Here is a 20917-nt window from a genome sequence, read left to right as displayed (position 1 = left end):
GCCTTGGAGGCCACGTGAGTCATCCTCACCCCGAACTGTCCCTGCCCCCCGCGCTGCCCGAAGGCGGACTGCGGATCGTCGCCCTCGGCGGCCTGGGCGAGGTGGGACGCAACATGGCGGTCCTGGAGCATGCCGGAAAGCTGCTCGTCATCGACTGCGGCGTGCTGTTCCCCGAGGACAACCAGCCCGGCGTGGACCTGATCCTGCCGGACTTCGACTACATCAAGGACCGCCTCGACGACATCGAGGCGATCGTGCTGACGCACGGTCACGAGGACCACATCGGTGCCGTGCCGTACCTGCTGCGGCTGCGCGGCGACATCCCGCTGGTCGGCTCGCGCCTGACGCTCGCCTTCATCGAGGCGAAGCTCAAGGAGCACCGCATCAAGCCCTACACCCTCGAGGTGAAGGAAGGGCAGCGCGAGCAGCTCGGCATCTTCGACTGCGAGTTCGTCGCGGTCAACCACTCCATCCCGGACGCGCTCGCCGTGGCGGTCACCACCGCCGCCGGCACCGTGCTGCACACCGGTGACTTCAAGATGGACCAGCTGCCGCTCGACGGCCGCATCACCGACCTGCGCGCCTTCGCCCGCCTCGGCGAGAAGGGCGTCGACCTCTTCATGGTGGACTCCACCAACGCGGAGGTGCCCGGCTTCGTGACGCCCGAGGCCGAGATCGGCCCGGTGCTCGACGACGTCTTCGCGCACGCAGACAAGCGGATCATCGTCGCGTCGTTCTCCTCCCACGTGCACCGCGTGCAGCAGGTGCTCAACGCCGCGCACGTGCACGGCCGGCGCGTGGCCCTCGTGGGGCGCTCCATGGTGCGCAACATGGGCATCGCCGCCGACCTGGGCTACCTCGACGTGCCTCCGGGCGTGCTCATCGATATCAAGAAGGCCGACTCGGTCCCCGACGACCGGATCGTCTACATGTCGACCGGTTCGCAGGGCGAGCCGATGGCGGCGCTGTCCCGCATGGCCAACGGCGACCACAAGGTGCAGGTCGAGTTCGGCGACACCGTGATCCTCGCCTCCTCGCTCATCCCGGGCAACGAGAACGCCGTGTTCCGGATCATCAACGGCCTGACCCGCCTCGGCGCGCGCGTGGTGCACGGCGGCAACGCCAAGGTGCACGTCTCCGGGCACGCCTCGGCCGGCGAGCTCATGTACTGCTACAACATCCTCAAGCCCAAGAACGTCATGCCCGTGCACGGCGAGGTGCGCCACCTGGTGGCGAACGGGGCGCTCGCGGTCAAGACCGGCGTGCCGGCCGACCGCGTGGTGCTCGCCGAGGACGGCGTGGTCGTGGACCTCGTGGACGGCAAGGCGTCCGTGGTGGGCGCCGTGCCGTGCGGTTACGTGTACGTCGACGGGTCGTCGGTCGGCGAGATCACCGAGGCCGAGCTCAAGGACCGGGTGGTCCTGGGCCAGGAGGGCTTCGTGTCGGTCTTCGCCGTCATCGACACCGCAACGGGTAAGGTGCTGGCACCCCCGCAGGTTCTCGCGCGGGGTATGGCCGAGGATGCCTCGGTGTTCGACAAGGTGATGCCGGAGGTCACCGCGGCGCTGGAAAATGCGATCGCGGGCGGGGCCACGGACACGCACCAGCTGCAGCAGATCATGCGCCGCACCATCGGGCGCTATGTGGCGACGCGGCTGCGCCGCAAGCCGATGATCGTCCCGGTGGTTCTCGAGGCCTGATCCGGGCTGCGGTGCGGCTCGGCCTTCCGGCCGGGTCGGCCGGCTTGGCCGGCTGCGGGTGAGAGCGGGGTTATGTGCGTGACCAGCCCGGTCACGCACATAACCCCGTTCTGTTGCGCTGCCGCGTGTGAAATCACCCGCTTTATGGCAGATCGTCGTGGTCTCGCGCGGCTAGCGTTCGGGTGTTCCCCTGACACCTTGAGAGGCGACTCGATGACGCACGACCCGTACGCCCCACCCCCGGAGCCGACGTCGCCCGCAGTGCCCCCGCCGGTGCAGTACACGTACGGTGCACCCCTGTACGACGTGCCGCCCCTGCGCAGCGCGGCCGGGCTAGGAGTCGGAGCGATCGTCCTGGCGAGTGTCTGGACCGTGGTCCAGGTCTTGGAGCTGACGTTCGCACCCGAGGCGGCGGACGCGCTCCGCCGAGCGGGCGAAGCGGGCTTCGGCGGCTTGGACAGTGGGTTCACCTCGTACGACGCCGTCGGCATCGTGTCCCTCCCGGTGCAGGCGGCCGCGTACATCGTCACGTGCCTCTGGCTGTACCGCAGCCGGTCCACCGCCGTCGCCGCCACCCCTGGCTGGATGCACGAGCGCAGCAAGGTCTGGGTGTGGCTGGGCTGGTGGGTGCCGTTCGTCTCGCTCTGGTTCCCTCACCAGGTGGTGCGTGACATCCGCCGGGCGACGGCGCCCGGCCCCGTCTCCGGCATCGGCGGCTGGTGGGCGGCCTGGCTGGTCTTCATCCTCGGATCGAACGTCGCGGGTCGCCTGACGACCAGCACGGCGGCGGAACAGGCGCTGTTCGCAGCGGATGTGCTCGTGCTGCTCGAGGCGGTCTCGACCGTCGCGATGATCGTGGCACTGCTGCTCTGGATCCGCATAGTCCGGGACATCACGCGCTTCCAGGCGGAGCGGATCGCGGCGGCCGAACGGGAGATCATCTCGTGACCGACTCGCGGTCGTGGGCGCCTCCGGGACCGCCACCGGCATCGCCGCTGCCGGTGTTGACCGATGCGCAGGTGAGCGGAGTCGCATCACCCGGCGGCCGCCGACCGCCGACGGGCCTCGCTGTGGCGGTCATCGTGCTGGGCTGGACCTGGGTCGCCTGGCTGGTGGTCCTCGGCGCCGCGGCCGATGCGTCCGAGGAGATCTGGCGGGACGCGGTCGACAAGGGTCTGACGTATCAGGAGTCGGGTGCCGCACCGTTCGTTCTGGCCACTCTGCCTGTGCCCCCGTTCCTCGTCGCGGTTTTCGTGGTCGTGGGGCTCTGGCTGCACCGGAGCCGTCGGTTCGGGGAGGAGCACAGCCCGCGTTCGTGGTTCTCGCTGCGCATCGCCTGGACATGGCTGGGCTGGGTCGTTCCCTTGGTGTCCTTGTGGTTCCCTGCGTGGGTGGTATCTGACGTCTGGCGGGCGACACTTCGCAGACGCGTCGCCTGGTATCTGTTTCCCTGGTGGGGCTGCTGGCTCCTCATGCTGTTGCTCGCCTTTACGGCGGTGAACCGGCTGGGAGGATCTGCTGGGAACGGTGTGCTGGATGACCGCGTGCTCTTGATGAGCGAGCAGTACATCGCCAGCGCGGTCCTGGGACTGTTCGCCTGCTGGGCGTGGACGGCGATCGTGATGCGTGTCCGCCGTGGCCAGCTGGCCCTTGCGGGAGGTTCGGCACCGGACGGTGACGGGGCCGTCGGCTAGACGGCGTCCTGGACGGCGTCGGCCACCTCGTGCAGGCGTAGCCGGCGGTTGAGCCCGCCGGTCAGGCGCGGGACGAGCGTGCGCGGCAGCAGGCGGGCCGGCCAGGTCATGGCCCGGGTCACGGCGCGGCCCGGATAGGAGACCGCGCGCCGCCGGGCGTAGTCGTCCAGGGTGCGGGTCGCGACGGCGGCCGGTGTGTCGGCCAGCCGCTCGTCGATGCTGGCCGTGGTGCCGTCGAAGAAACCCGTGGCGACGGCGCCGGGGTGCGCCGCCATGACGTGCACGCCGGTGCCGCGCAGCTCCTCGGCCAGCGCCTCGGTGAAGGAGAGCACGAACGCCTTGGTCGCCGCGTAGCTGGCCTGGTAGGGCATGGGCTGGAAGGCCGCGGTCGACGAGACGTTGATGATGCCGCCCGACCCGCGCGCGACCATCGCGGCCCCGATCGAGTGGGTCAGTGCGAGCAGGCCGCTGATGTTCAGCCCGACGGTGCTCAGCTGCGGCCCGAGCGGTCGGCCGAGGAACGGGCCCACGCTGCCCGCACCGGCGTTGTTGAGCAGCAGGTCGACGGTCAGGCCGCCGTCGCGCAGCTCTCGCAGGATCCGTTCGGGACCGTCGGGTGCGGCGAGGTCTCCGGTGATCACCTCGGTATCGACGCCGGGGTGCCGTTCGCGGATCTCGGCGGCGACCGCTCGGAGGCCCGGTTCCGTCCGGGCCAGCAGGATCACGCGGGCTCCCCGGTGCGCCAGCTCCAGCGCGTAGGCCCGCCCGAGCCCCTTCGACGCGCCGGTGACGAGGGCGGTGACGCCGCGGTAGTCGTCGCTCACAAGATCCTCCATTGTTTCGAGTCTCGAAGTATCGGAGCGCTGAACGTAGCACGATTCCTTCGAGTCTCGAAGTATCGGTAGGATGCGGGGCATGACCACGCCCGACCTCACCGCGGTGGTCGCCGCGACGCACGACATCTGGATGCGCACGAACGACCTGCTGGGGGAGTCGTTGGCCGAGCACCAGATGACGCCCGCGACGTTTCAGGCGCTGTGGCTCATCGACCCGGACGAGCCACCGCCCTCGATGAAGGTCATGGCCGAGCGCCTGTACTGCAACGCGCCGAACCTGACCTTCATCAGCAACCAGCTCATCGACCGAGGGCTGGTGGAGCGCGCGGTCGACCCGGACGACCGTCGCTCCCGGGTGCTGGTGCTGACCGCCAAGGGCCGTGAGGTCCGCGACGAGCTGGTCTCGACGGTGCTGGAGAAGACCCCGCTGGCCGCGCTGTCGGCCGGCGAGCTCGCGCAGCTCGTCACCCTGCTGGGACGCGTCGCCCGGCCGGAGGCCACAAAATAGCCAGTTGGACGCGGGTTCACCCGCAACTGGTTGCTATCGGACATTGCGGTGTGAGTACGGTGGCGGGAACACATCGGAGGCCATTGATGTCCGACCCGCGCACCCCCCACCAGAACGGCGCTGCCACTCCCTGGGGCGAGCCCGTCCCGCAACGAGGCAGGCAGCCCCATCCGGAGCAGCTAGGCAGCCCCGCACACCCGCAGTCCCCCTACGCCGAGCCCCAGTACCCGGAGCACTACGCCGGTGCGAGCACCGGACTGCACGCCGGACCGCCCACACCGGTCAGCGGGCAGCAGCGAGTGCCCGTCGACCGGGCCCACCCGCCCGCACGGCGTCGCACGTCCAGCAAACCGCTGCCCGAGCCGCCCGCCGGACTGGCGGTCGGGACGACCGTGGCGGCGTGCTGCCTGCTCTTCGTCGAGCTGGCAAGTCTGGCGATCCTGATCTTCACGGGCGGCCGGGGCGAGGCGTCCGGCATCGACATCGGCCTGGGTATCCGGATCGATCCCAACGGCGCCACCGTGGCGCTCCTGTTCGGCCTGGCCGCCTACGTCGCCGCCTGCGTCTGGCTCCAGGCCAGCCGCACGTTCGCCGAGGCCTGGAACCCCGGAGCGCGGTTCGCGCACGGCCGGGCCTGGACCTGGCTCGGCTGGCTGGTTCCCGTCGCCTTCCTCTGGGTCCCCTTCCGGGTGGTCCGGGACATCCGCGACGCGGTCCTGCCCGACGGGCAGCGCCGGGTCTCCCTCGGCCTGTGGTGGGCCTTCTGGCTGCTGTCCGCTCTGCGCATCTTCACCTCGTCCGACCAGGACGTGGAGATCATCGTCCGGTCCGTCGCCGCCGTCGCGCTCACCGTCGCGTTCATCCACTGGGTAAGGATCGTCCGGGAGACCACGGCGGCACAGGAGAAGGCCGCGGGGTTCGCCTGATCGGGCCGCTGGCGGCACGTAACCTGCCGTCATGACCACACCCTTCTCGACGTCGCGGCCTCCTCGCGCAGAGCTGCACGTGCACATCGAGGGCACGCTGGAACCGGAGCTGGCGTTCGAGCTCGCCGCCCGCAACGGCGTGGCGCTGCCGTTCCCGGACCCCGCGAGCCTGCGTGCCGCGTACGAGTTCGAGGACCTGCAGTCGTTCCTCGACCTGTACTCGGCGGGCATGTCGGTGCTCCGCACCGAGGCCGACTTCGCCGACCTGACCCGCGCCTACCTGGTGCGGGCGGCCCGGGCCGGGGTGCGCCACGCGGAGATCAGCTTCGACCCGCAGGCGCACCTCGTGCGCGGGGTGCCGCTGGAGGCCGTCGTCGACGGTATCGCCGGCGTCCTCCGGCGCAGCGAGGCCGAGCACGGCATCACCACCCTGCTCATCGCCGCGTTCCACCGCGACCGCGACAGCGCCGACGCACTCGACGTCCTGGAGCGGCTGCTCGCGACGGACGCGCCGATCGTCGGCGTGGGGCTGGACAACGCGGAGGTCGGCTACCCGCCCGGCCTGTTCCAGGCCGTCTACGCGCGTGCGGAGGAAGCCGGGCTGCGCCGCACCGCGCACGCGGGGGAGGAGGGGCCCGCCCAGAACATCCGGGACGCGCTCGACCTCCTGCACGCCGAGCGGATCGACCACGGCATCGCCGTCGTCGACGACCCGGAGCTCGTCGCCCGCGTCGTGGCGGAGCAGGTCCCCTTCACCGTGTGCCCCGTCTCCAACGTGCGGCTCCGCGCCGTCCCCACCCTGGCCGAGCACCCGCTGCCCGCGATGATCGAGGCGGGCATGCTCGTCAGCATCAACTCCGACGACCCGCCGTACTTCGGCGCCTACGTGGACGACGTCGACGACGCCGTCACCGCCGCCTTCGACCTCACCCGGGAGCAGCGGGCGGCGCTCGCGGCGGCGTCGTTCCGGGGGTCGTTCCTCCCGCCCGACCGGGTCGCCGCCTATCTGGCGGAGGTCGAGTCCTGGCGGGTCGCCGGCGGGTGAGCAGCCGGGCGGGCTGACGCCGACCCCGGGGTCGGCATCAGCCCGCGAGCAGCGCCGGCCCGACCGTTCCGGCAGCCCGGTCGAACGCCGCCTCGCGTGCGCTCTCGTCCCCGGGCAGCAGGCCGGCCAGCTCGAGCGACACCAGCCCGTGCACCAGTCCCCACAGCCCGACGGCGGCGTTCAGCACGCGTTCGGGCGGCGCGCCGGCGAGCGCCCTGGCGACGGCGTCGTGCAGCACCTGGAAGGTGGGCCGGTCGACGGCGTCCGCCGGACCGCCGTCGGCCGGTGCCACCGCGCGGTAGAACATGACGCGGTAGAAGTGCGGGTCCGCCAGGGCGAACTTCCGGTACGCGCCGCCGAGGGCGCGCAGGTCCGCCGCGGGGTCCTGGCCCTGGCCGACGGCGGCGAGATGCTCGGCGAAGCGCCGGAAGCCCTCGTCGCTGACCGCCTCGACCAGCGCCTCGCGCGAGCCGAAGAGCGCGTAGACGGCGGAGGCGCTGGTGCCCGCCTCCGCGGCGACCTTGCGCACGGTCACGGCGCTCTCGCCGTCGGACGAGATCATCCGCGACGCGACCTCGAGGAGCCGGGTGCGCAGGGCGTCGTCGTGCAGTCGTGGTCGAGCCATGGCGTGAGTCTAGAAGCCTTGACGTCCGTTTGCGAACGTTGTTTGATAACACTGTTATGAAACATCGGAACAGCTAGTCCCTGGAGGATGCCGTGCTCGAGCTCTCGGATCCGGCCCGCATCACAGCGGGCATCGTGCTGCTGACCGTCGTGGGGATCGAGTCGGGCGGGTTCTTCCTGCTCAAGGTCTTCGGCGGCCGGCTGGTCACCACCGACCTGCAGAAGAGCTTCTACCGGGCAGGCCACGCGCACGCGGGCGTGCTCGTGATCCTCGGCCTGCTCTGCCTGCTCCTGTCCGAGGCGACGAGCCTGACGGGGTTCGCGCACTGGCTGGCCGCCACCGGCGTGCTGTACGCGGCGGTCCTGATGCCCGCCGGGTTCTTCTTTTCCGCGATGGGCGAGGGGCGGACGAAGCCCAACCGCGCGGTGGTGCTGCTCCCGGTCGGCGCGGCGGCCCTCGCCGCGGGGGTGGTGACGCTGGCGGTGGGGCTGCTCCTGGGCTGACGGCCGGCTCCTGGGCCGACCCCTGCTCCCGGGCGGATCCCGGCAAAGCGGTCAAGAGCCCGGTCCTGGGACACACCGCGAGGCTTCCTGCGCCCAGCCGCCCTCCCCGGTTACGGTGGCGACATCATGGCGACCCGCACGTCGGCCCGGCGAAGCTCCGGGAAGGGATCCGGGCAGGGCGCGAAGAGCGCCAAGCCCAAGGCTGCCGCGTCGAAGCGACCGGCGCAGCGCCGGGGGGCTGCCCGCCCGGCGGCCAAGGCCGCGTCCGGCCCGTCTCGCCCGCCGTGGCCGGTCCGTGCACTACGCGGGCTGTGGATGGGTATGGCGCACGCGGTGGGCGGCGCAACCCGCGCCGCCGGGCCGCGGACGGCGCAGGACACGTCCGACGGGGGCGCGCAGCAGGCAACGCAGCAGGGAGGACAGGAACTGGAACCGGACCACCGGCGCGACGGCGTCGGCTTCGCGCTGCTCGCGGTAGCGGTGATCGTCGCCGCACGCGAGTGGTGGGGCATCGACGGGCCGTTCGGCGACGGGGTGCACGCGGTGGTCGCCGGCACCTTCGGCATCGCGGGCGTGGCCCTGCCCGTGCTGCTTGTCTGGCTCGCCTTCCGCGTCATGCGCCACCCCGAGCGCGCCCAGCAGAACGGCCGGGTGGCGATCGGGCTCAGCTTCCTGGTGGTCGCCACGTGCTCGCTCGTGCACATCAGCGCGGGCCTGCCCTCGCCGACGGCGGGCTTCGCCCCCGTGCAGGACGCCGGCGGCATCATCGGGTTCCTCTTCGCGACGCCGGTGGTCACCGGCCTGACGCAGTGGTTCGCGATCCCGCTGTACGTCCTGGCCGGCTTCTTCGGCGTCCTCATCGTGACGGCGACGCCGGTCCATCGGATCCCGGCGCGCCTGCGCGGCATGTACGACCGGTTGACCGGTAACCACCGCGACGAGGCCGCCACCGACGAGGACGGGCTCGCGCTCGCCGACGGCGTCTCGCCGCACGACGGCACCACCGGGACCACGAAGCGCCGCAAGCGCCGCACCAAGGAGGAGATCGCCGCCGAGAAGGAGCGCCTCGCCGGGTTCGTGGGCGACGAGGCCTTCGAGAAGGCCGCCGAGGTGGAGGCCGCTGAGCGTGCAGCGAAGGCCGGCAGGCTCATGACGCAGCGCATCCCGACCAGCGAGTCCGCGGGCAAGGTCACCGGCGCTCCGGCGATCGGTCCAGGCGTGCTCGGCCCCGACGGCGAGCGGGCGGCGTCGGGCGCCAAGGCCGCACCCAAGGCGGACGGGCCCAGGCCGCCGCAGGCGGGCGAGCCGATGCCGCGGGGCGTGCAGCCCATGCTCGAGGGCGACACGGTCTACCTGCTGCCCGACGAGGAGCTCCTGGTCGCGGGAGCGCCCCACAAGGCACGGTCGGCGGCGAACGACCGGGTGGTCGAGTCGCTGACGGGCGTGTTCGAGCAGTTCGGCGTGGACGCCAAGGTCACGGGCTTCAGCCGCGGGCCGACGGTCACGCGGTACGAGGTCGAGGTCGGCGCCAAGACCAAGGTCGAGCGCATCACCTCGCTGTCCAACAACATCGCGTACGCGGTGGCCAGCGCGGACGTGCGCATCCTGTCGCCCATCCCGGGCAAGTCCGCCATCGGCATCGAGATCCCGAACACCGACCGCGAGACCGTGGTGCTGGGCGACGTGCTGCGCTCGGGCGCCGCGCGACGTACCGAGCACCCCATGGTGATGGGCGTGGGCAAGGACGTCGAGGGCGGCTACGTGGTGGCCAACCTCGCGAAGATGCCGCACATCCTCGTGGCCGGTGCGACGGGTGCCGGTAAGTCCAGCTTCATCAACTCGATGATCACGTCGATCCTGATGCGCTCGACGCCGGAGCAGGTGCGCCTCATCCTGGTGGACCCCAAGCGCGTCGAGCTGACCGTCTACGAGGGCATCCCGCACCTCATCACGCCGATCATCACCAGCCCCAAGAAGGCCGCCGAGGCCCTCGACTGGGTGGTGCGCGAGATGGACGCCCGCTACGACGACCTGGCGATGTTCGGCTACAAGCACATCGACGACTTCAACACGGCCGTCCGGGCCGGCAAGGTCAAGCCGCTGCCCGGCTCGGAGCGCAAGATCGCGCCGTACCCGTACCTGCTGGTCGTGGTCGACGAGCTCGCCGACCTGATGATGGTCGCCCCGCGCGACGTCGAGGCGTCGATCCAGCGCATCACGCAGCTGGCCCGCGCGGCCGGCATCCACCTGGTGCTGGCGACGCAGCGCCCGTCCGTCGACGTCGTCACCGGCCTCATCAAGGCGAACGTGCCGTCGCGGCTCGCGTTCGCGACGTCGTCGGTCACCGACTCGCGAGTCGTGCTCGACCAGCCGGGCGCCGAGAAGCTCATCGGTCAGGGTGACGCGCTGTTCCTGCCCATGGGCGCCGCCAAGCCGATGCGCGTCCAGGGCGCCTGGGTCACCGAGTCCGAGGTGCACCAGGTCGTCGAGCACGTGAAGAGCCAGCTCAAGCCCGTATACCGCGAGGACGTCGCCGCGCCCGCCGCGGCGAAGAAGCAGGTGGACGACGACATCGGCGACGACCTCGACCTGCTGCTGCAGGCCACGGAGCTCGTGGTCACCACGCAGTTCGGCTCGACGTCGATGCTGCAGCGCAAGCTCCGCGTGGGCTTCGCCAAGGCGGGCCGGCTCATGGACCTCCTAGAGTCCCGCGAGATCGTCGGGCCCTCGGAAGGGTCCAAGGCGCGCGACGTGCTCGTCGCCGCCGACGACCTCCCGTCGGCGCTCGCCCTCATCCGGGGTGACCAGCAGCCGGCCCAGGTCTTCGACCAGTCGGCCTCGGGGGACAGCGCGGACGACGGGCCCTCCGCGGCGCCGGACCAGTACGCCGACGGCACCGACGGCCACATGCCCCCGGTCGCCACGGACTACCACGACGACGCCGAGGCGCTGCGCTGACCTGATCCGCGAAGTAGAGCGCCTGTCCGAGTCTCCCGGCTTCAGCCAAGGAAGTTCGGACAGGCGCTCTACTTCGCGGATCAGGTCAGCGGGTGCGCGGGACCACGCGCGGCGGTTCGCCCGTGGAGGTGGGCGGCCGGTCCTGTTCCTTCGCGCCGTCCCCGGCTGCCTCCTGCGCGAGCAGGAGGCGTGCCTGGAGCTCGGCGCTCGTGAGCTGGGCGCCGTCCGGCCGTGCGATGGCGTCGCGGGTGCTCCGCAGGCGGTGGCCCGCCGCGCGGTCGACCGTGGTCGCCGCCCAGCGGACGCCGGTGACCCGGGTGCGTCCCTCCGGGGGCTGCACGATGTCCGCCACCATCAGCAGGCCGACGGCGGAGGCCGGCACGCAGCAGTCCGCCCCCTGGTTGGACAGGAGGTTGCCCAGGCCGTAGGCCACCCACATCCCGTCGCCCGCCGGGCCGCCGCGCAGGCGTTCGACGGGCTGTGGGACGTGGGCGTGGTGACCGATCACGAGGTCGATCTGCCGTGAACGGGCCAGGGCCTGCATCGCCGCCCGCTGGTGGCCCGTGGGCTCGGTGACGTACTCGACGCCGTCGTGCAGGCTGGCGACCACGAGGTCCGCACCGGCGGCCCGCGCCGCCCTGGCCTGCCGGGCGATCCGTGCGGGGTCGATGATGTCCACCGACCAGGTCCCGCGGGGCGGCTCGAGCCCGTTCAGCCCGTACGTCGCGGAGAGGTGGGCGATGGTGACGGTCCGGCCGTCGCGGTCGAGCTCGTAGAACTGGGCGCCGCGTGACTCCTGCTTGTCGCGCGCCGTCCCGACGTGGCCCATCCCGGCCTCGTCGAACGCGTCGAGGGTCGCCGCGAGGGCGTCGTAACCGCCGTCGGCCGCGTGGTTGGACGCCGTCGAGCAACCGTCCCAGCCCTGCTCGCCCAGGTCGCGGACGATCTCGGCGGGCGCGCGGAACACGGGATAGCCCGACGGGGCGACGCCTGGCGGCGCGACCGGTACCTCCAGGTGGCACAGGGCCAGGTCCGCGCCGGCGACCCACGGATCGATGCCCGACAGCAGCGGCGAGTAGTCGATGCCGTCCGCTCCGGTCGCGGACTCGTTGACCGCCTTGTGCGTCAGGACGTCGCCCGCGGCGAGCAGGGTGAGCTCGATGTCCTGCGGGGGCGGGGGCGGGGGTGACGGCGTGGCCGAGGGGGACGGCGTGGTGCTCGCGCTGCCGGAGGGATCCGCTGCCGGGTCGGTGGCAGGGGTGCAGCCGGCGGCGGTGGCGACGAGCGCGGTGGTCAGCGCCACGTGGGCCAGGAACCGCGGGGCGCGGACGGTATTCACCTGCGGATGCTATGGCAGGCAGTCCGCCGCAGCGAGCGTGACGCGCGCCCGGCGGTCCGGCCACGGGCGAACCGCCGTTAGGCTTGAGCAATGGTCAACGACGCTCCGTCGCCCTGGAATATTGCGAACGTCGTCACGATGATTCGCATCGCCATGGTCCCGTTCTTCGCCTGGGCACTACTCGTCGAAGGCGGGGACGACACCACGTGGCGGCTCGTGGCCACGGCGATCTTCGTGGTCGCCGCCGTCTCCGACAAGGTGGACGGCTACCTCGCCCGGTCGCGTGGGCTGATCACCGACCTGGGCAAGCTGCTCGACCCGATAGCGGACAAGCTCCTCGTGGGCGCGGCCCTGATCCTGCTCTGGATCCCGCTGGGGGAGCTGCCCTGGTGGATCCCGGTGATCATCCTCGTGCGCGAGCTCGGCATCACGTTCATGCGCATGGGCATGCTCAAGTACGAGGTGATGCCGGCGTCGCGCGGTGGCAAGCTCAAGACGGTGCTGCAGGCCGTGGCGATCTCGATGTTCCTGCTGCCGCGTGACGGCTTCGAGTGGTTCACGGTGATCGCCTGGGTGGTGCTGATGGCGGCGTTCGTCGTGACCGTCGTGACGGGCGTCGAGTACGTGTACCAGGGCTGGAAGATCCGCCGCGACGCGCGGGCCAGGACGCAGACCGTATGACCGCGCCCCGTCTGCTGGCGCAGGCAGCCGCACGGGGCTGGACGATCGGAGTTGCCGAGTCGCTGACCGGCGGTCTGGTCACGGCGGCGCTGGTCGCCGTACCGGGCGCGTCGAGGGTGCTGCGCGGCGGCATCGTCGCGTACGCGACCGACCTGAAGGCCGGGCTGCTCGGCGTGGACGCCGACCTGCTCGCCGAGCGGGGCGCCGTGGACGAGGCGGTCGCTGCCCAGATGGCGGCCGGGATACGCACCGCAACGGGCGCCGACGTGGGACTGGCTACGACCGGGGTCGCGGGACCAGATCCACAGGATGGTCAAGAGCCGGGTGTGGTTTTCGTCGCGGTCAGCACTCCGGTAGCGTCGGAGGTGCAGCGGCTTGACCTCGATGGTGACCGGTCAAAGGTGATCGCTGACTCCGTGCGAGGAGTGCTCGACCTGGCGTCGCTGCTGGTCGGCGAAGCCTCGGGTGAAAAAGTCGACACACCCCACGATGTTTCCTGAAGTTACAGACATGTGAAGTTTCTTGGTATAATCTTGCACAGGACTTGACGCAGGTGGACTTCGGGAACAAGGCTCATATCCACGACGTTGGTCCCGGTGTGATCATGAACAGGCCGACCACCCGGAGCGGGCGCAAGAACTCTTCGAGCGCGGGGTACGGTAGAACGAACTCCACGCACGGAGCACGCACCACACGCAAGGCACGTCCGGTCCAGACAGGGCAGGGCGTGAGTTCAGGGACAGGCACTGAGAGGGGGCGCGAGATGGTCGTACTACGGCGAGAAATCGGAGACGTGCTGCGTGACACGCGGCAGCGTCAGGGACGCACCCTGCGCGAGGTTTCGTCGGCGGCGCGAGTGTCGCTGGGTTACCTCAGTGAGGTGGAGCGGGGTCAGAAGGAAGCGTCGTCCGAGCTTCTGGGCTCCATCTGCGAGGCGCTCGACGTGCCGCTGTCCTTGGTCCTGCGTGAGGTGAGCGACCGCGTGGCGGTGGCCGAAGGATTCCAGATCCCCGACACGATCCCTGCGGACTTCGTCGCGGGGCTGCTGGCCAGGGGAGGCGACCGGACCGCAGCGCGGCGAGAGGTCGCGCAGTCGGACCTGGCACCCGTCGGCTGAGCCGACAGGCATGAAGTAGAACTGCAGCGAGATCGAACCAGGGCGGTACCTCCACATCGGGGGTACCGCCCTGGTTCTGTCTCGCTGCAGCTCTACCCCGAGCTGGGGGCCTGGCAGGTCGGGCACCAGAACACAGGGCGTTCGTAGGGCTTCTCGTTCGCCGAGCCGACGCTGATCGGGGTGCCGCACCGGTGGCACGGCCGGCCCGCCCGTCCGTGCGCGTGCATCTCGACGGCGCCCAGGCCGCGGGCCCGGCCCACCGCGACGCTGCGTTCCATGAGCCGGCGAGCGGTGCGGAGGAGGTCGTCGCGCTCATCCTCGGTCAGTGCGCCGGTTGTCGTCCACGGGAACAGGCGCCGCGCGAACAGCGACTCCGCCATCCAGATGGTGCCGATGCCCGCGACCGTGCGCTGGTCCAGCAGGGCGGCGCACAGCGGCCGGTCCGGCTCGCGGACGAGCCGTGCCGAGGCGGCAGGCAGCCCGGTGGTGGGAAAATCGGCACCGAGCACGTCCGGGCCGAGCCCGTTGAGGATGCGCTGCTCGTCGTGCGTGCGCAGCAGGTCGAGCATCCCGAGGTGCCATCCCGTGGCGGTCCAGGCGTCCGTCGCGAGCACCGCCCGGATGGCGGGGTTGCGGGCTGAGGCGTCGCGGGAGCCGGTGCGGTGGACCCTCCAGTACCCATCCATGCGTAGGTGCGTGTGGAGAGTGCGCCCGTCGTCGAAGCGGGTCAGCAGGTGCTTGCCGTAAGCGCTGGTCTCCAGCGCGGTGGCGCCTGTCAGGTCCACACCTCCGGCGCTCGGCCAGCGCAGCTCCGCGCGGACGAGCGGCAGTCCGCGGAGCGCGGCCGTGAGGCGCTCGGCCGTGAGGCGCAGTACATCGCCTTCTGGCACGTATGCTCCCCTCGTCGTGGGGCTTCAGCGTAGTGTGCGCCTGGGCCGAGATACGTCGCGCAACCGGCATATCACCCATTCGACACGGCCTGGTCCGGCGTGCGCCCGGATGGCCGTCCGTGCCGTATCAGGGATCGCCCGCAGAAAGATCAGGGCGCGATCAGGGGTAAAACTGATGGTTTCCACGGGTCCGCTCCAGGACCCTAGTCATATGACCGCCGCTGCTGTTGACCTGGGGAAACACCCAGACCTGCCGTCCGTGTCCGAAGTAGACGCCCGCAGCATGCGGACCGTCGGCTGGTTCGGGGCGACGGCTCTGCTGCCGATGGTCGCGGCGCACGTGGTGGGCGCTTCCGCCGTCGACCCGGTGCTCGATCCGATCAGCTGGTACGCGTTCGTGCCCGGCGGCGGCGAGATGATCCTGGCCGGCGGCCTGGTCCTGGCGGTGCTCGGACTGATCCTCATGGTGCGGATGTACCGCACCGGGCTGGCGGTCGGCCCGCTCCCCGCCGTCGCGATGATCGTGTTCGCCGTGGCGATGGTGCTGGTCGGTGCGTTCCCGACCGACCCGCCGGGTACCGCCGCGTCGTTCTCGGCCATCGTGCACCGCGTGAGCGCCGCGACGGCGTTCTGCGTGCTGCCGGTGATCGGGCTGAGCCTCGAGCGGTCGATCGGGCAGCCCCGGTCCGCCCTTCCGCGGGGCCTTCGGTCGGCGGCCATCGCCCTGGGCGTGGTGGTCGCGCTGTTTCTCGTGGTGCACCTGTCGCTGGTCTTCTTCGCGAGCTCCGGGATCTTCGCGTTCGGTCTCATCGAACGCGTGGGCTTCGTGATCATGATCGGCTTCCTGTTCCTGCTCGCCGCCACCATCGACCGGGAGAGCCTTACCGCGGAGACCGAGGCGACGGGTGCGTCGACCGGGCACCCGGCGGACGAGCAGGCCTTCCTGCTCAGCGGATCGAGATCCGCAGACCTCGTGGCGTGACCGCGAAGCCGGCCTCGACGAGTGCACGCGCCACCGGATGGTGCCGCGCGGCCTCCAGCGCCGGTATGCCGTCGACCCGCTGAACCACCAGGCGACCAAGGCGGCCCTCGCGGACCGTACGGGCCAGCGCGTCGGCGGCGACCGCGAGCCGTGCGGGGCTCTCGCTGAACGACAGCACGGTGCGTCCACCGCGCTCCACGAAGAGCGTGAGGTCGCCGTGGGTGAGCACCACCACCGCCCCGGCCTTCCGGCCGGGCCGGTGCGCCGTGACGGCTCTGCTCCCGGGGCTGCCGTCCGACGCCGCAGCGCCGTCCAGCGCAGGGCCGACGACGAGTCCGGCGCTGCTACCGGAGCCCGTGCCTGCGGCGCCGCCCGGCAAGCCGGCGGCCGGACCATCCTGAGCCGCCGGTCCTGTCGGCCCCGCCGGCCCGTGCGGCCCCGCAGGCCAGGCGAGCGCAGCCCCGTAGGGGTTGGCGGGGTCCATCGCGGCGAGCACCACCGCGCCGCTCGTGCTGCTCGCGCCCGTGCCGGTCGCGACGGCCGACGTCCGCTCGGCGACCTCCAGCTCGGCCTCGATGATCCGGGTGCGGTCCTGCGCGTCGACCCGCAGGCGATCGACGGCGCCCGGCAACGCGAACTGGGAGCCGCCCAGGTGCTCGACGAAGTACCCGCGGCGCACCGCGGCGCGTTCCTCCAGCCCGGACAGCACGCGGTACACGTCGCGGTAGCCCGCCCCGACGCCCTCGGCCGCCGCGCCGGACCGCGTGAGCACGCCGTGCCGTTCGAGCAGCACCTGGGTCAGGGCGTGTGCGCGCACGGTCGGGTCGGCCTCCCGCATCGGAAGGGCCGCCCAGCGGCCACCACCGCCCGGTACCGACGCGCTGGCCCGGAGGGCCGAGGCGGGCCGCCCGGGCGACACCGCGAACCGTGAGCGCCGCACCGGCCGGGCGCGCGCGACCGTCCGGGGTGCTCGATGGGCACCGGCGCCGCTGACCCGCTCCCGGAGGGCGCCCAGCCCGTCGTTCGTGACCTGCCCGGCCCAGACCAGGTCCCACAGCACGTCGAGCACCGCGTCCGGCTCGGCGCCGGTGAGCTCGGCCACGCGGGGCAGGAAGAAGCCGCCGGAACCGGTCAGGAGGTCCAGCACCGCACGGTGCAGCTCGGAGTCCAGCAGGCTCTCCTCCTCGACCGGTTCGAGCTCGGGGAGGGTGAGCGGGGCGCCGTCGGCCAGATGGAGCGAGACGAGGCCGTCCCCGCCGCCCGAGCCGGGCAGGCGGGAGTGCCCGGCCCACAGGACCTCGCCCGCGACGGTCAGCTCGTCGAGGAGGGCGGGGGAGTAGTCGGTCACGCGTGCGGGCAGCACCAGGGTCTCCAGGGCCGACGCCGGGACGGCGGCGCCCGCGAGCTGCTCGATGGCCTGCACGAGCCCGTCCGCACCCCGCAACAGACCCGTGGAGACGTTCTGCCAGCGGGGCAGGAAGACGCCGAGGGCTTCCTGCTCCACGGGCTCAACCTCGGCCCGCAGCACAGCGAGCGAACGCCTCCGCAGCAGGCGCAGCACCCCTGGGTCGCACCACTCGTCGCCGGTGCCGCCCAGCGAACCCGGGCGCAGGCTGCCGCGCGCGAGCACGCCGTCGCCCTCCAGCCGGGCGAGCCCGTGCACGACCACCGCGACACCCAGCCCGAACCGCTGAGCCACCGCGCCGGCGCCGAACGGCCCGTGCGTGCGGGCGTGGCGACGCAGGAGGTCACCGAGCGGATCGGGCACGGGTTCGGTGAACGTCTCCGGGATCCCCACCGGGAGCGCCACGCCGAGCGCATCCCGGAGCCGGCCCGCGTCCTCCGCGACCGCCCACTGCTCCGTGCCGGCGAACCGGATGCGGATCACGCGGCGGGTGGCCTCCAGCTCGTCGAGCCAGTGCTCCACCGCGTGCCTGGCCTCCTCGCGGGTGCGGGCCTCCAGCGCGTCGAGCGGATGCGGACCGGTGCGGCGGAGCAGGTCCCACAGGCCCTCGGCGTCGCGGGCCTGGCGGTCGGGTGCGAGCCCGGCCAGCTCGGCCTCCGTGCGCTCGACGGCACCCGGGTCCAGGAGGTCGGACAGGTCCGCGGAACCCTGCTCGCCGAGCAGCTCGGCGAGCAGCTCCGGGTCGAGCGAGAGGGCGGCGGCACGCCGCTCGGCCAGCGGTGCGTCGCCGTCGTACAGGAACTGGGCGGTGTAGCCGAACAGGAGCGACTGGGCGAAGGGTGAGGGAGTCGGCGTCGTGACCTCCACGACCCGGACACCCCCGGCCCCGATCTCGCGCATGAGGTCGGCCAGGGCGGCGACGTCGAAGTCGTCCTGGAGGCACTCGCGCGCGGCTTCCAGGACTATCGGGAAGTCGGGGAACTGACTGGCCACCTCCAGCAGCTGGGCGGACCGCTGGCGCTGCTGCCACAGGGGCTGCCGCTTGTCGGGCCGCCGCCGGGGGAGCAGGAGTGCGCGAGCAGCCGCCTCGCGGAACCGGGCCGCGAACATCACCGACGAGCCCAGCTCGTCGCGGACCGCGCCGAGGACCTCATCGGGGTCCAGGAGCAGGTCCTCGAGCGTGACCCGGCCGGGGGTGTGCTCAGGCCGCGCGCCGGTCTCGCCGTCGTCCGGAGCGGCGGAGCCCCCGTCCCACGTGTCGCCGTCCCAGCCGCCGCCGGAGTCGGGCAGCCGCAGCACTATCCCGTCGTCGGAGTGCATGGCGGCGACGTCGAGACCGAACCGGGCTCTGAGGCGGGCCGAGATCACGAGGGCCCACGGCGCGTGGACCCGTGCGCCCAGCGGCGAGTGGATCACCACGCGCCAGTCGCCGAGCTCGTCGCGGAACCGCTCCACGACCACGGTCCGGTCGTCGGGCACCCGTCCGGTGCCCTGCCGCTGCTCGACGAGGTAGGCGGCGAGGTTGTCCGCTGCCCAGGCATCCAGCCCGCCGTCGCGCAGGTGCTTGCGTCCGGCCTCGGGGTCGGTGGCGAGTGCGGCGTCGGCCTCGCGGACGAAGGCGCCGACGGCACGCCCGAGCTCGGCGGGGCGGCCCTGGGCGTCGCCCTTCCAGAACGGCAGACGCCCGGGGAGGCCCGGCGCCGGGGTGACCAGCACCCGGTCGGTGGTGATCTCCTGGATGCGCCAGGTGCTCGACCCGAGCGTGAACGTGTCGCCGACCCGGGACTCGTAGACCATCTCCTCGTCCAGCTCGCCGACCCGCTTGCCGCCGCGCATGCGTGCGCCGCCGCCGGTCACCGCGTCGGTGAGGGCGTCGCCCGGGGCTCCGCCGTCCGGTGCGTCCGTGGCGAGGAAGACGCCGTAGGCACCCTTGTCCGGGATGGTGCCACCGCTTGTCGCGGCGAGACGCAGGGCTCCGGGCCGGCCACGCAGCATGCCTGTGGCGCGGTCCCAGGTGATGCGGGCGCGCAGCTCCGCGAAGTCCTCGCTGGGATAGCGGCCGGCGAGCATGTCGAGCACGGCCCGCCAGGTGGCGTCGCCGAGGTGCGTGAACGGCGCGGACCGGCGGACGAGCGCGAGCAGGTCCTCCTCGGCCCAGTCGTCGACGGCCAGAGCCGCCACCACCTGCTGTGCCAGGACGTCGAGGGGGTTGGCGGGGACGTGCATGTGCTCGATCTCGCCTGCGCGCATGCGCTGTGCGATGACGGCGGCCGGCACGAGGTCGCCGCGGAACATCGGGAAGACCACACCCTTGGACACCGCACCCACCTGGTGGCCGGCCCGGCCGATGCGCTGCAGCCCGCTCGCCACGGACGGTGGCGCTCCGACCTGGACCACCAGGTCCACCGCGCCCATGTCGATGCCGAGCTCCAGGGACGACGTGGCGACCACGGCGGGCAGCCGGCCCTCCTTGAGCTCGTTCTCGGTGCGTGTGCGCTCCGCGCGGCTCATCGACCCGTGGTGGGCGCGCGCCAGGATCGTCCCGCCCTGGCCGGTGGCGTCCGCGGTCATGTCCCGGCCCGGCACTGCCTCCGGCATGCCGCGCTGTCCGGGCACGGGACGGGGGAGGCCGGCGCTGGTGCCCGACTGTCCCGGCACGAGCGCGGCCCAGGTGCTCGCGGGGTCGGCGACCTCCAGCCCCTGGCGCTGCGCCCACACCTCGTTCATCCGGGCGGTCAGCCGCTCGGCGCCCCGCCGGTTGTTCGTGAAGACGATCGTCGAGGTGTGGTCGGCCACGAGGTCGACCACGCGCTCCTCGACGTGCGGCCAGACGGAGGCCCTGCGCAGCGGCCGCGTGGCCTCGCCCGAGAGGTCGATCTCGTCGTCACCCGGCGACGCGGCGTCGGACGGACCGGTGGCTGGCGCGCTGTCGAGGTCCGCGAGGTCGGGGACGGGCACGACCACGTCGATGGCCCACTCCTTGTGCGACGGCGGCTGCACGACAGCGACCTCGCGGGCCGAGCCGTCGGCCCGCCCGCCGCCGAGGAACCGGGAGACGACGTCCACGGGGCGCACCGTCGCGGAGAGCCCGATGCGCTGCGCGGGCCGGTCGAGGAGGGCGTCGAGGCGTTCCAGGCTGAGGGCGAGGTGCGCGCCGCGCTTGGTACCCGCGACGGCATGGATCTCGTCGAGCACCACGGTCTCCACGCCGGCGAGGCCGGCCCGGGCCGCCGAGGTGAGGATGAGGAACAGGGACTCCGGCGTCGTGACGAGGATGTCCGGGGGCCGGGTGGCGAACGAACGCCGCTCGTTGGCCGGCGTGTCGCCGGTGCGCATGCCGACCGTGACGTCCGGGACCACCACGCCGTCCCTGGCCGCGGCCTGCCGGATGCCGGTGAGCGGGGAGCGCAGGTTGCGCTGCACGTCGGCGGCGAGGGCCTTGAGCGGCGACACGTACAGCACGCGGCAGCGGCGGGACCGGTCCTCGGGCGGGGGAGCTGACATGATCCGGTCGATCGACCAGAGGAACGCCGCGAGCGTCTTGCCCGACCCGGTCGGCGCGACCACGAGCGCGTGCTGATCGCGCGCGACGGCGTCCCACGCGCCCGCCTGAGCTGCGGTGGGCTGCGCGAACGCCCCGGTGAACCATGCGCGGGTCGCAGGTCCGAACCGGGAGAGCGGGTCGTCGGGTGTTGCCATGGACCCCAT

Annotated in this window: 17 protein-coding genes; 12 read left to right on the top strand and 5 right to left on the bottom strand. The window is 72.3% G+C overall.

The features are described 5' to 3' along the window. The first annotated feature begins 14 nt into the window (after positions 1-14). From ACNYC2_RS18240 to ACNYC2_RS18230, 3 genes are all read left to right on the top strand, one after another. The gene (locus tag ACNYC2_RS18240; RefSeq protein ID WP_419703154.1) at positions 15-1700 is read left to right on the top strand and encodes a ribonuclease J; all 1686 of its coding nucleotides are present in this window, start codon (positions 15-17) and stop codon (positions 1698-1700) included. 213 nt (positions 1701-1913) lie between these two features. Further along, on the top strand, positions 1914-2648 hold the full coding sequence (locus ACNYC2_RS18235) for a DUF4328 domain-containing protein (protein ID WP_419703153.1): 735 nt from the start codon (positions 1914-1916) through the stop codon (positions 2646-2648). 122 nt (positions 2649-2770) lie between these two features. Beyond that, positions 2771-3394: a DUF4328 domain-containing protein gene (locus ACNYC2_RS18230; protein ID WP_419703152.1), complete on the top strand. Its 624-nt coding sequence runs from the start codon at positions 2771-2773 to the stop codon at positions 3392-3394. Here ACNYC2_RS18230 and ACNYC2_RS18225 read toward each other — a convergent pair. Continuing rightward, positions 3391-4218 (bottom strand): SDR family NAD(P)-dependent oxidoreductase, encoded by an 828-nt coding sequence (locus ACNYC2_RS18225; protein ID WP_419703151.1) that lies wholly within the window; start codon positions 4216-4218, stop codon positions 3391-3393. The genes ACNYC2_RS18230 and ACNYC2_RS18225 overlap by 4 nt on opposite strands. Before the next feature lie 91 nt (positions 4219-4309). Here ACNYC2_RS18225 and ACNYC2_RS18220 point away from each other — a divergent pair, with 91 nt between their 5' ends. From ACNYC2_RS18220 to ACNYC2_RS18210, 3 genes are all read left to right on the top strand, one after another. Next, positions 4310-4738, top strand: coding sequence for a MarR family winged helix-turn-helix transcriptional regulator (locus ACNYC2_RS18220; protein WP_419703150.1), 429 nt, complete (start codon positions 4310-4312; stop codon positions 4736-4738). A gap of 86 nt (positions 4739-4824) precedes the next feature. Then, complete coding sequence (locus ACNYC2_RS18215) at positions 4825-5664, top strand: DUF4328 domain-containing protein (RefSeq protein WP_419703149.1); 840 nt, start codon at positions 4825-4827, stop codon at positions 5662-5664. Positions 5665-5695: 31 nt separating this feature from the next. Beyond that, positions 5696-6709, top strand: a complete 1014-nt coding sequence (locus ACNYC2_RS18210) for an adenosine deaminase (RefSeq protein WP_419703148.1) — start codon at positions 5696-5698, stop codon at positions 6707-6709. 37 nt (positions 6710-6746) lie between these two features. Here the strand turns inward: ACNYC2_RS18210 and ACNYC2_RS18205 are convergent, their stop codons facing one another. Further along, positions 6747-7334 (bottom strand): TetR/AcrR family transcriptional regulator, encoded by a 588-nt coding sequence (locus ACNYC2_RS18205; RefSeq protein ID WP_419703147.1) that lies wholly within the window; start codon positions 7332-7334, stop codon positions 6747-6749. A 92-nt stretch (positions 7335-7426) separates the two neighbouring features. Here ACNYC2_RS18205 and ACNYC2_RS18200 point away from each other — a divergent pair, with 92 nt between their 5' ends. Next, positions 7427-7837, top strand: a complete 411-nt coding sequence (locus ACNYC2_RS18200; RefSeq protein ID WP_419703146.1) for a hypothetical protein — start codon at positions 7427-7429, stop codon at positions 7835-7837. A gap of 126 nt (positions 7838-7963) precedes the next feature. Continuing rightward, the gene (locus ACNYC2_RS18195; protein ID WP_419703145.1) at positions 7964-10795 is read left to right on the top strand and encodes a DNA translocase FtsK; all 2832 of its coding nucleotides are present in this window, start codon (positions 7964-7966) and stop codon (positions 10793-10795) included. 85 nt (positions 10796-10880) lie between these two features. Here the strand turns inward: ACNYC2_RS18195 and ACNYC2_RS18190 are convergent, their stop codons facing one another. Beyond that, on the bottom strand, positions 10881-12134 hold the full coding sequence (locus ACNYC2_RS18190; RefSeq protein WP_419703144.1) for a CapA family protein: 1254 nt from the start codon (positions 12132-12134) through the stop codon (positions 10881-10883). A gap of 90 nt (positions 12135-12224) precedes the next feature. Between ACNYC2_RS18190 and pgsA the strand changes: the two genes are divergently transcribed. The 3 genes from pgsA to ACNYC2_RS18175 all read left to right on the top strand — a co-directional run bounded on the left by pgsA (position 12225) and on the right by ACNYC2_RS18175 (position 13932). Then, positions 12225-12815 (top strand): CDP-diacylglycerol--glycerol-3-phosphate 3-phosphatidyltransferase, encoded by a 591-nt coding sequence (pgsA, locus tag ACNYC2_RS18185; RefSeq protein WP_419703143.1) that lies wholly within the window; start codon positions 12225-12227, stop codon positions 12813-12815. Then, complete coding sequence (locus ACNYC2_RS18180) at positions 12812-13315, top strand: CinA family protein (RefSeq protein WP_419703142.1); 504 nt, start codon at positions 12812-12814, stop codon at positions 13313-13315. The genes pgsA and ACNYC2_RS18180 overlap by 4 nt, the downstream gene beginning before the upstream one ends. Before the next feature lie 263 nt (positions 13316-13578). Beyond that, positions 13579-13932: a helix-turn-helix domain-containing protein gene (locus ACNYC2_RS18175; RefSeq protein WP_116674556.1), complete on the top strand. Its 354-nt coding sequence runs from the start codon at positions 13579-13581 to the stop codon at positions 13930-13932. A gap of 92 nt (positions 13933-14024) precedes the next feature. On the opposite strand, the gene ACNYC2_RS18170 is transcribed toward ACNYC2_RS18175, so the two are convergent. Beyond that, positions 14025-14822, bottom strand: a complete 798-nt coding sequence (locus tag ACNYC2_RS18170) for a DNA-formamidopyrimidine glycosylase family protein (protein WP_419703141.1) — start codon at positions 14820-14822, stop codon at positions 14025-14027. A gap of 259 nt (positions 14823-15081) precedes the next feature. Between ACNYC2_RS18170 and ACNYC2_RS18165 the strand changes: the two genes are divergently transcribed. Continuing rightward, positions 15082-15804: a DUF998 domain-containing protein gene (locus ACNYC2_RS18165; RefSeq protein ID WP_419703140.1), complete on the top strand. Its 723-nt coding sequence runs from the start codon at positions 15082-15084 to the stop codon at positions 15802-15804. Here ACNYC2_RS18165 and ACNYC2_RS18160 read toward each other — a convergent pair. Further along, positions 15770-20917, bottom strand: coding sequence for a DEAD/DEAH box helicase (locus ACNYC2_RS18160; RefSeq protein WP_419703139.1), 5148 nt, complete (start codon positions 20915-20917; stop codon positions 15770-15772). The two genes, ACNYC2_RS18165 and ACNYC2_RS18160, sit on opposite strands and share 35 nt — an antisense overlap.

Origin of the sequence: Promicromonospora sp. NFX87 (genome assembly GCF_048564965.1) — a bacterium.
Taxonomy (GTDB): domain Bacteria; phylum Actinomycetota; class Actinomycetes; order Actinomycetales; family Cellulomonadaceae; genus Promicromonospora.
The sequence above is the reverse complement of the archived record's forward strand: the minus strand, read 5'-3'. Positions and strand labels throughout refer to the sequence as shown.

Coding starts and splice junctions, on each gene's coding strand:
- ACNYC2_RS18235 (WP_419703153.1), top strand. CDS start 1,914: ATGACGCACGACCCGTACGCCCCACCCCCGGAGCCGACGTCGCCCGCA.
- ACNYC2_RS18175 (WP_116674556.1), top strand. CDS start 13,579: ATGGTCGTACTACGGCGAGAAATCGGAGACGTGCTGCGTGACACGCGG.
- pgsA (WP_419703143.1), top strand. CDS start 12,225: ATGGTCAACGACGCTCCGTCGCCCTGGAATATTGCGAACGTCGTCACG.
- ACNYC2_RS18160 (WP_419703139.1), bottom strand. CDS start 20,917: ATGGGGTCCATGGCAACACCCGACGACCCGCTCTCCCGGTTCGGACCT.
- ACNYC2_RS18195 (WP_419703145.1), top strand. CDS start 7,964: ATGGCGACCCGCACGTCGGCCCGGCGAAGCTCCGGGAAGGGATCCGGG.
- ACNYC2_RS18215 (WP_419703149.1), top strand. CDS start 4,825: ATGTCCGACCCGCGCACCCCCCACCAGAACGGCGCTGCCACTCCCTGG.
- ACNYC2_RS18180 (WP_419703142.1), top strand. CDS start 12,812: ATGACCGCGCCCCGTCTGCTGGCGCAGGCAGCCGCACGGGGCTGGACG.
- ACNYC2_RS18205 (WP_419703147.1), bottom strand. CDS start 7,334: ATGGCTCGACCACGACTGCACGACGACGCCCTGCGCACCCGGCTCCTC.
- ACNYC2_RS18220 (WP_419703150.1), top strand. CDS start 4,310: ATGACCACGCCCGACCTCACCGCGGTGGTCGCCGCGACGCACGACATC.
- ACNYC2_RS18210 (WP_419703148.1), top strand. CDS start 5,696: ATGACCACACCCTTCTCGACGTCGCGGCCTCCTCGCGCAGAGCTGCAC.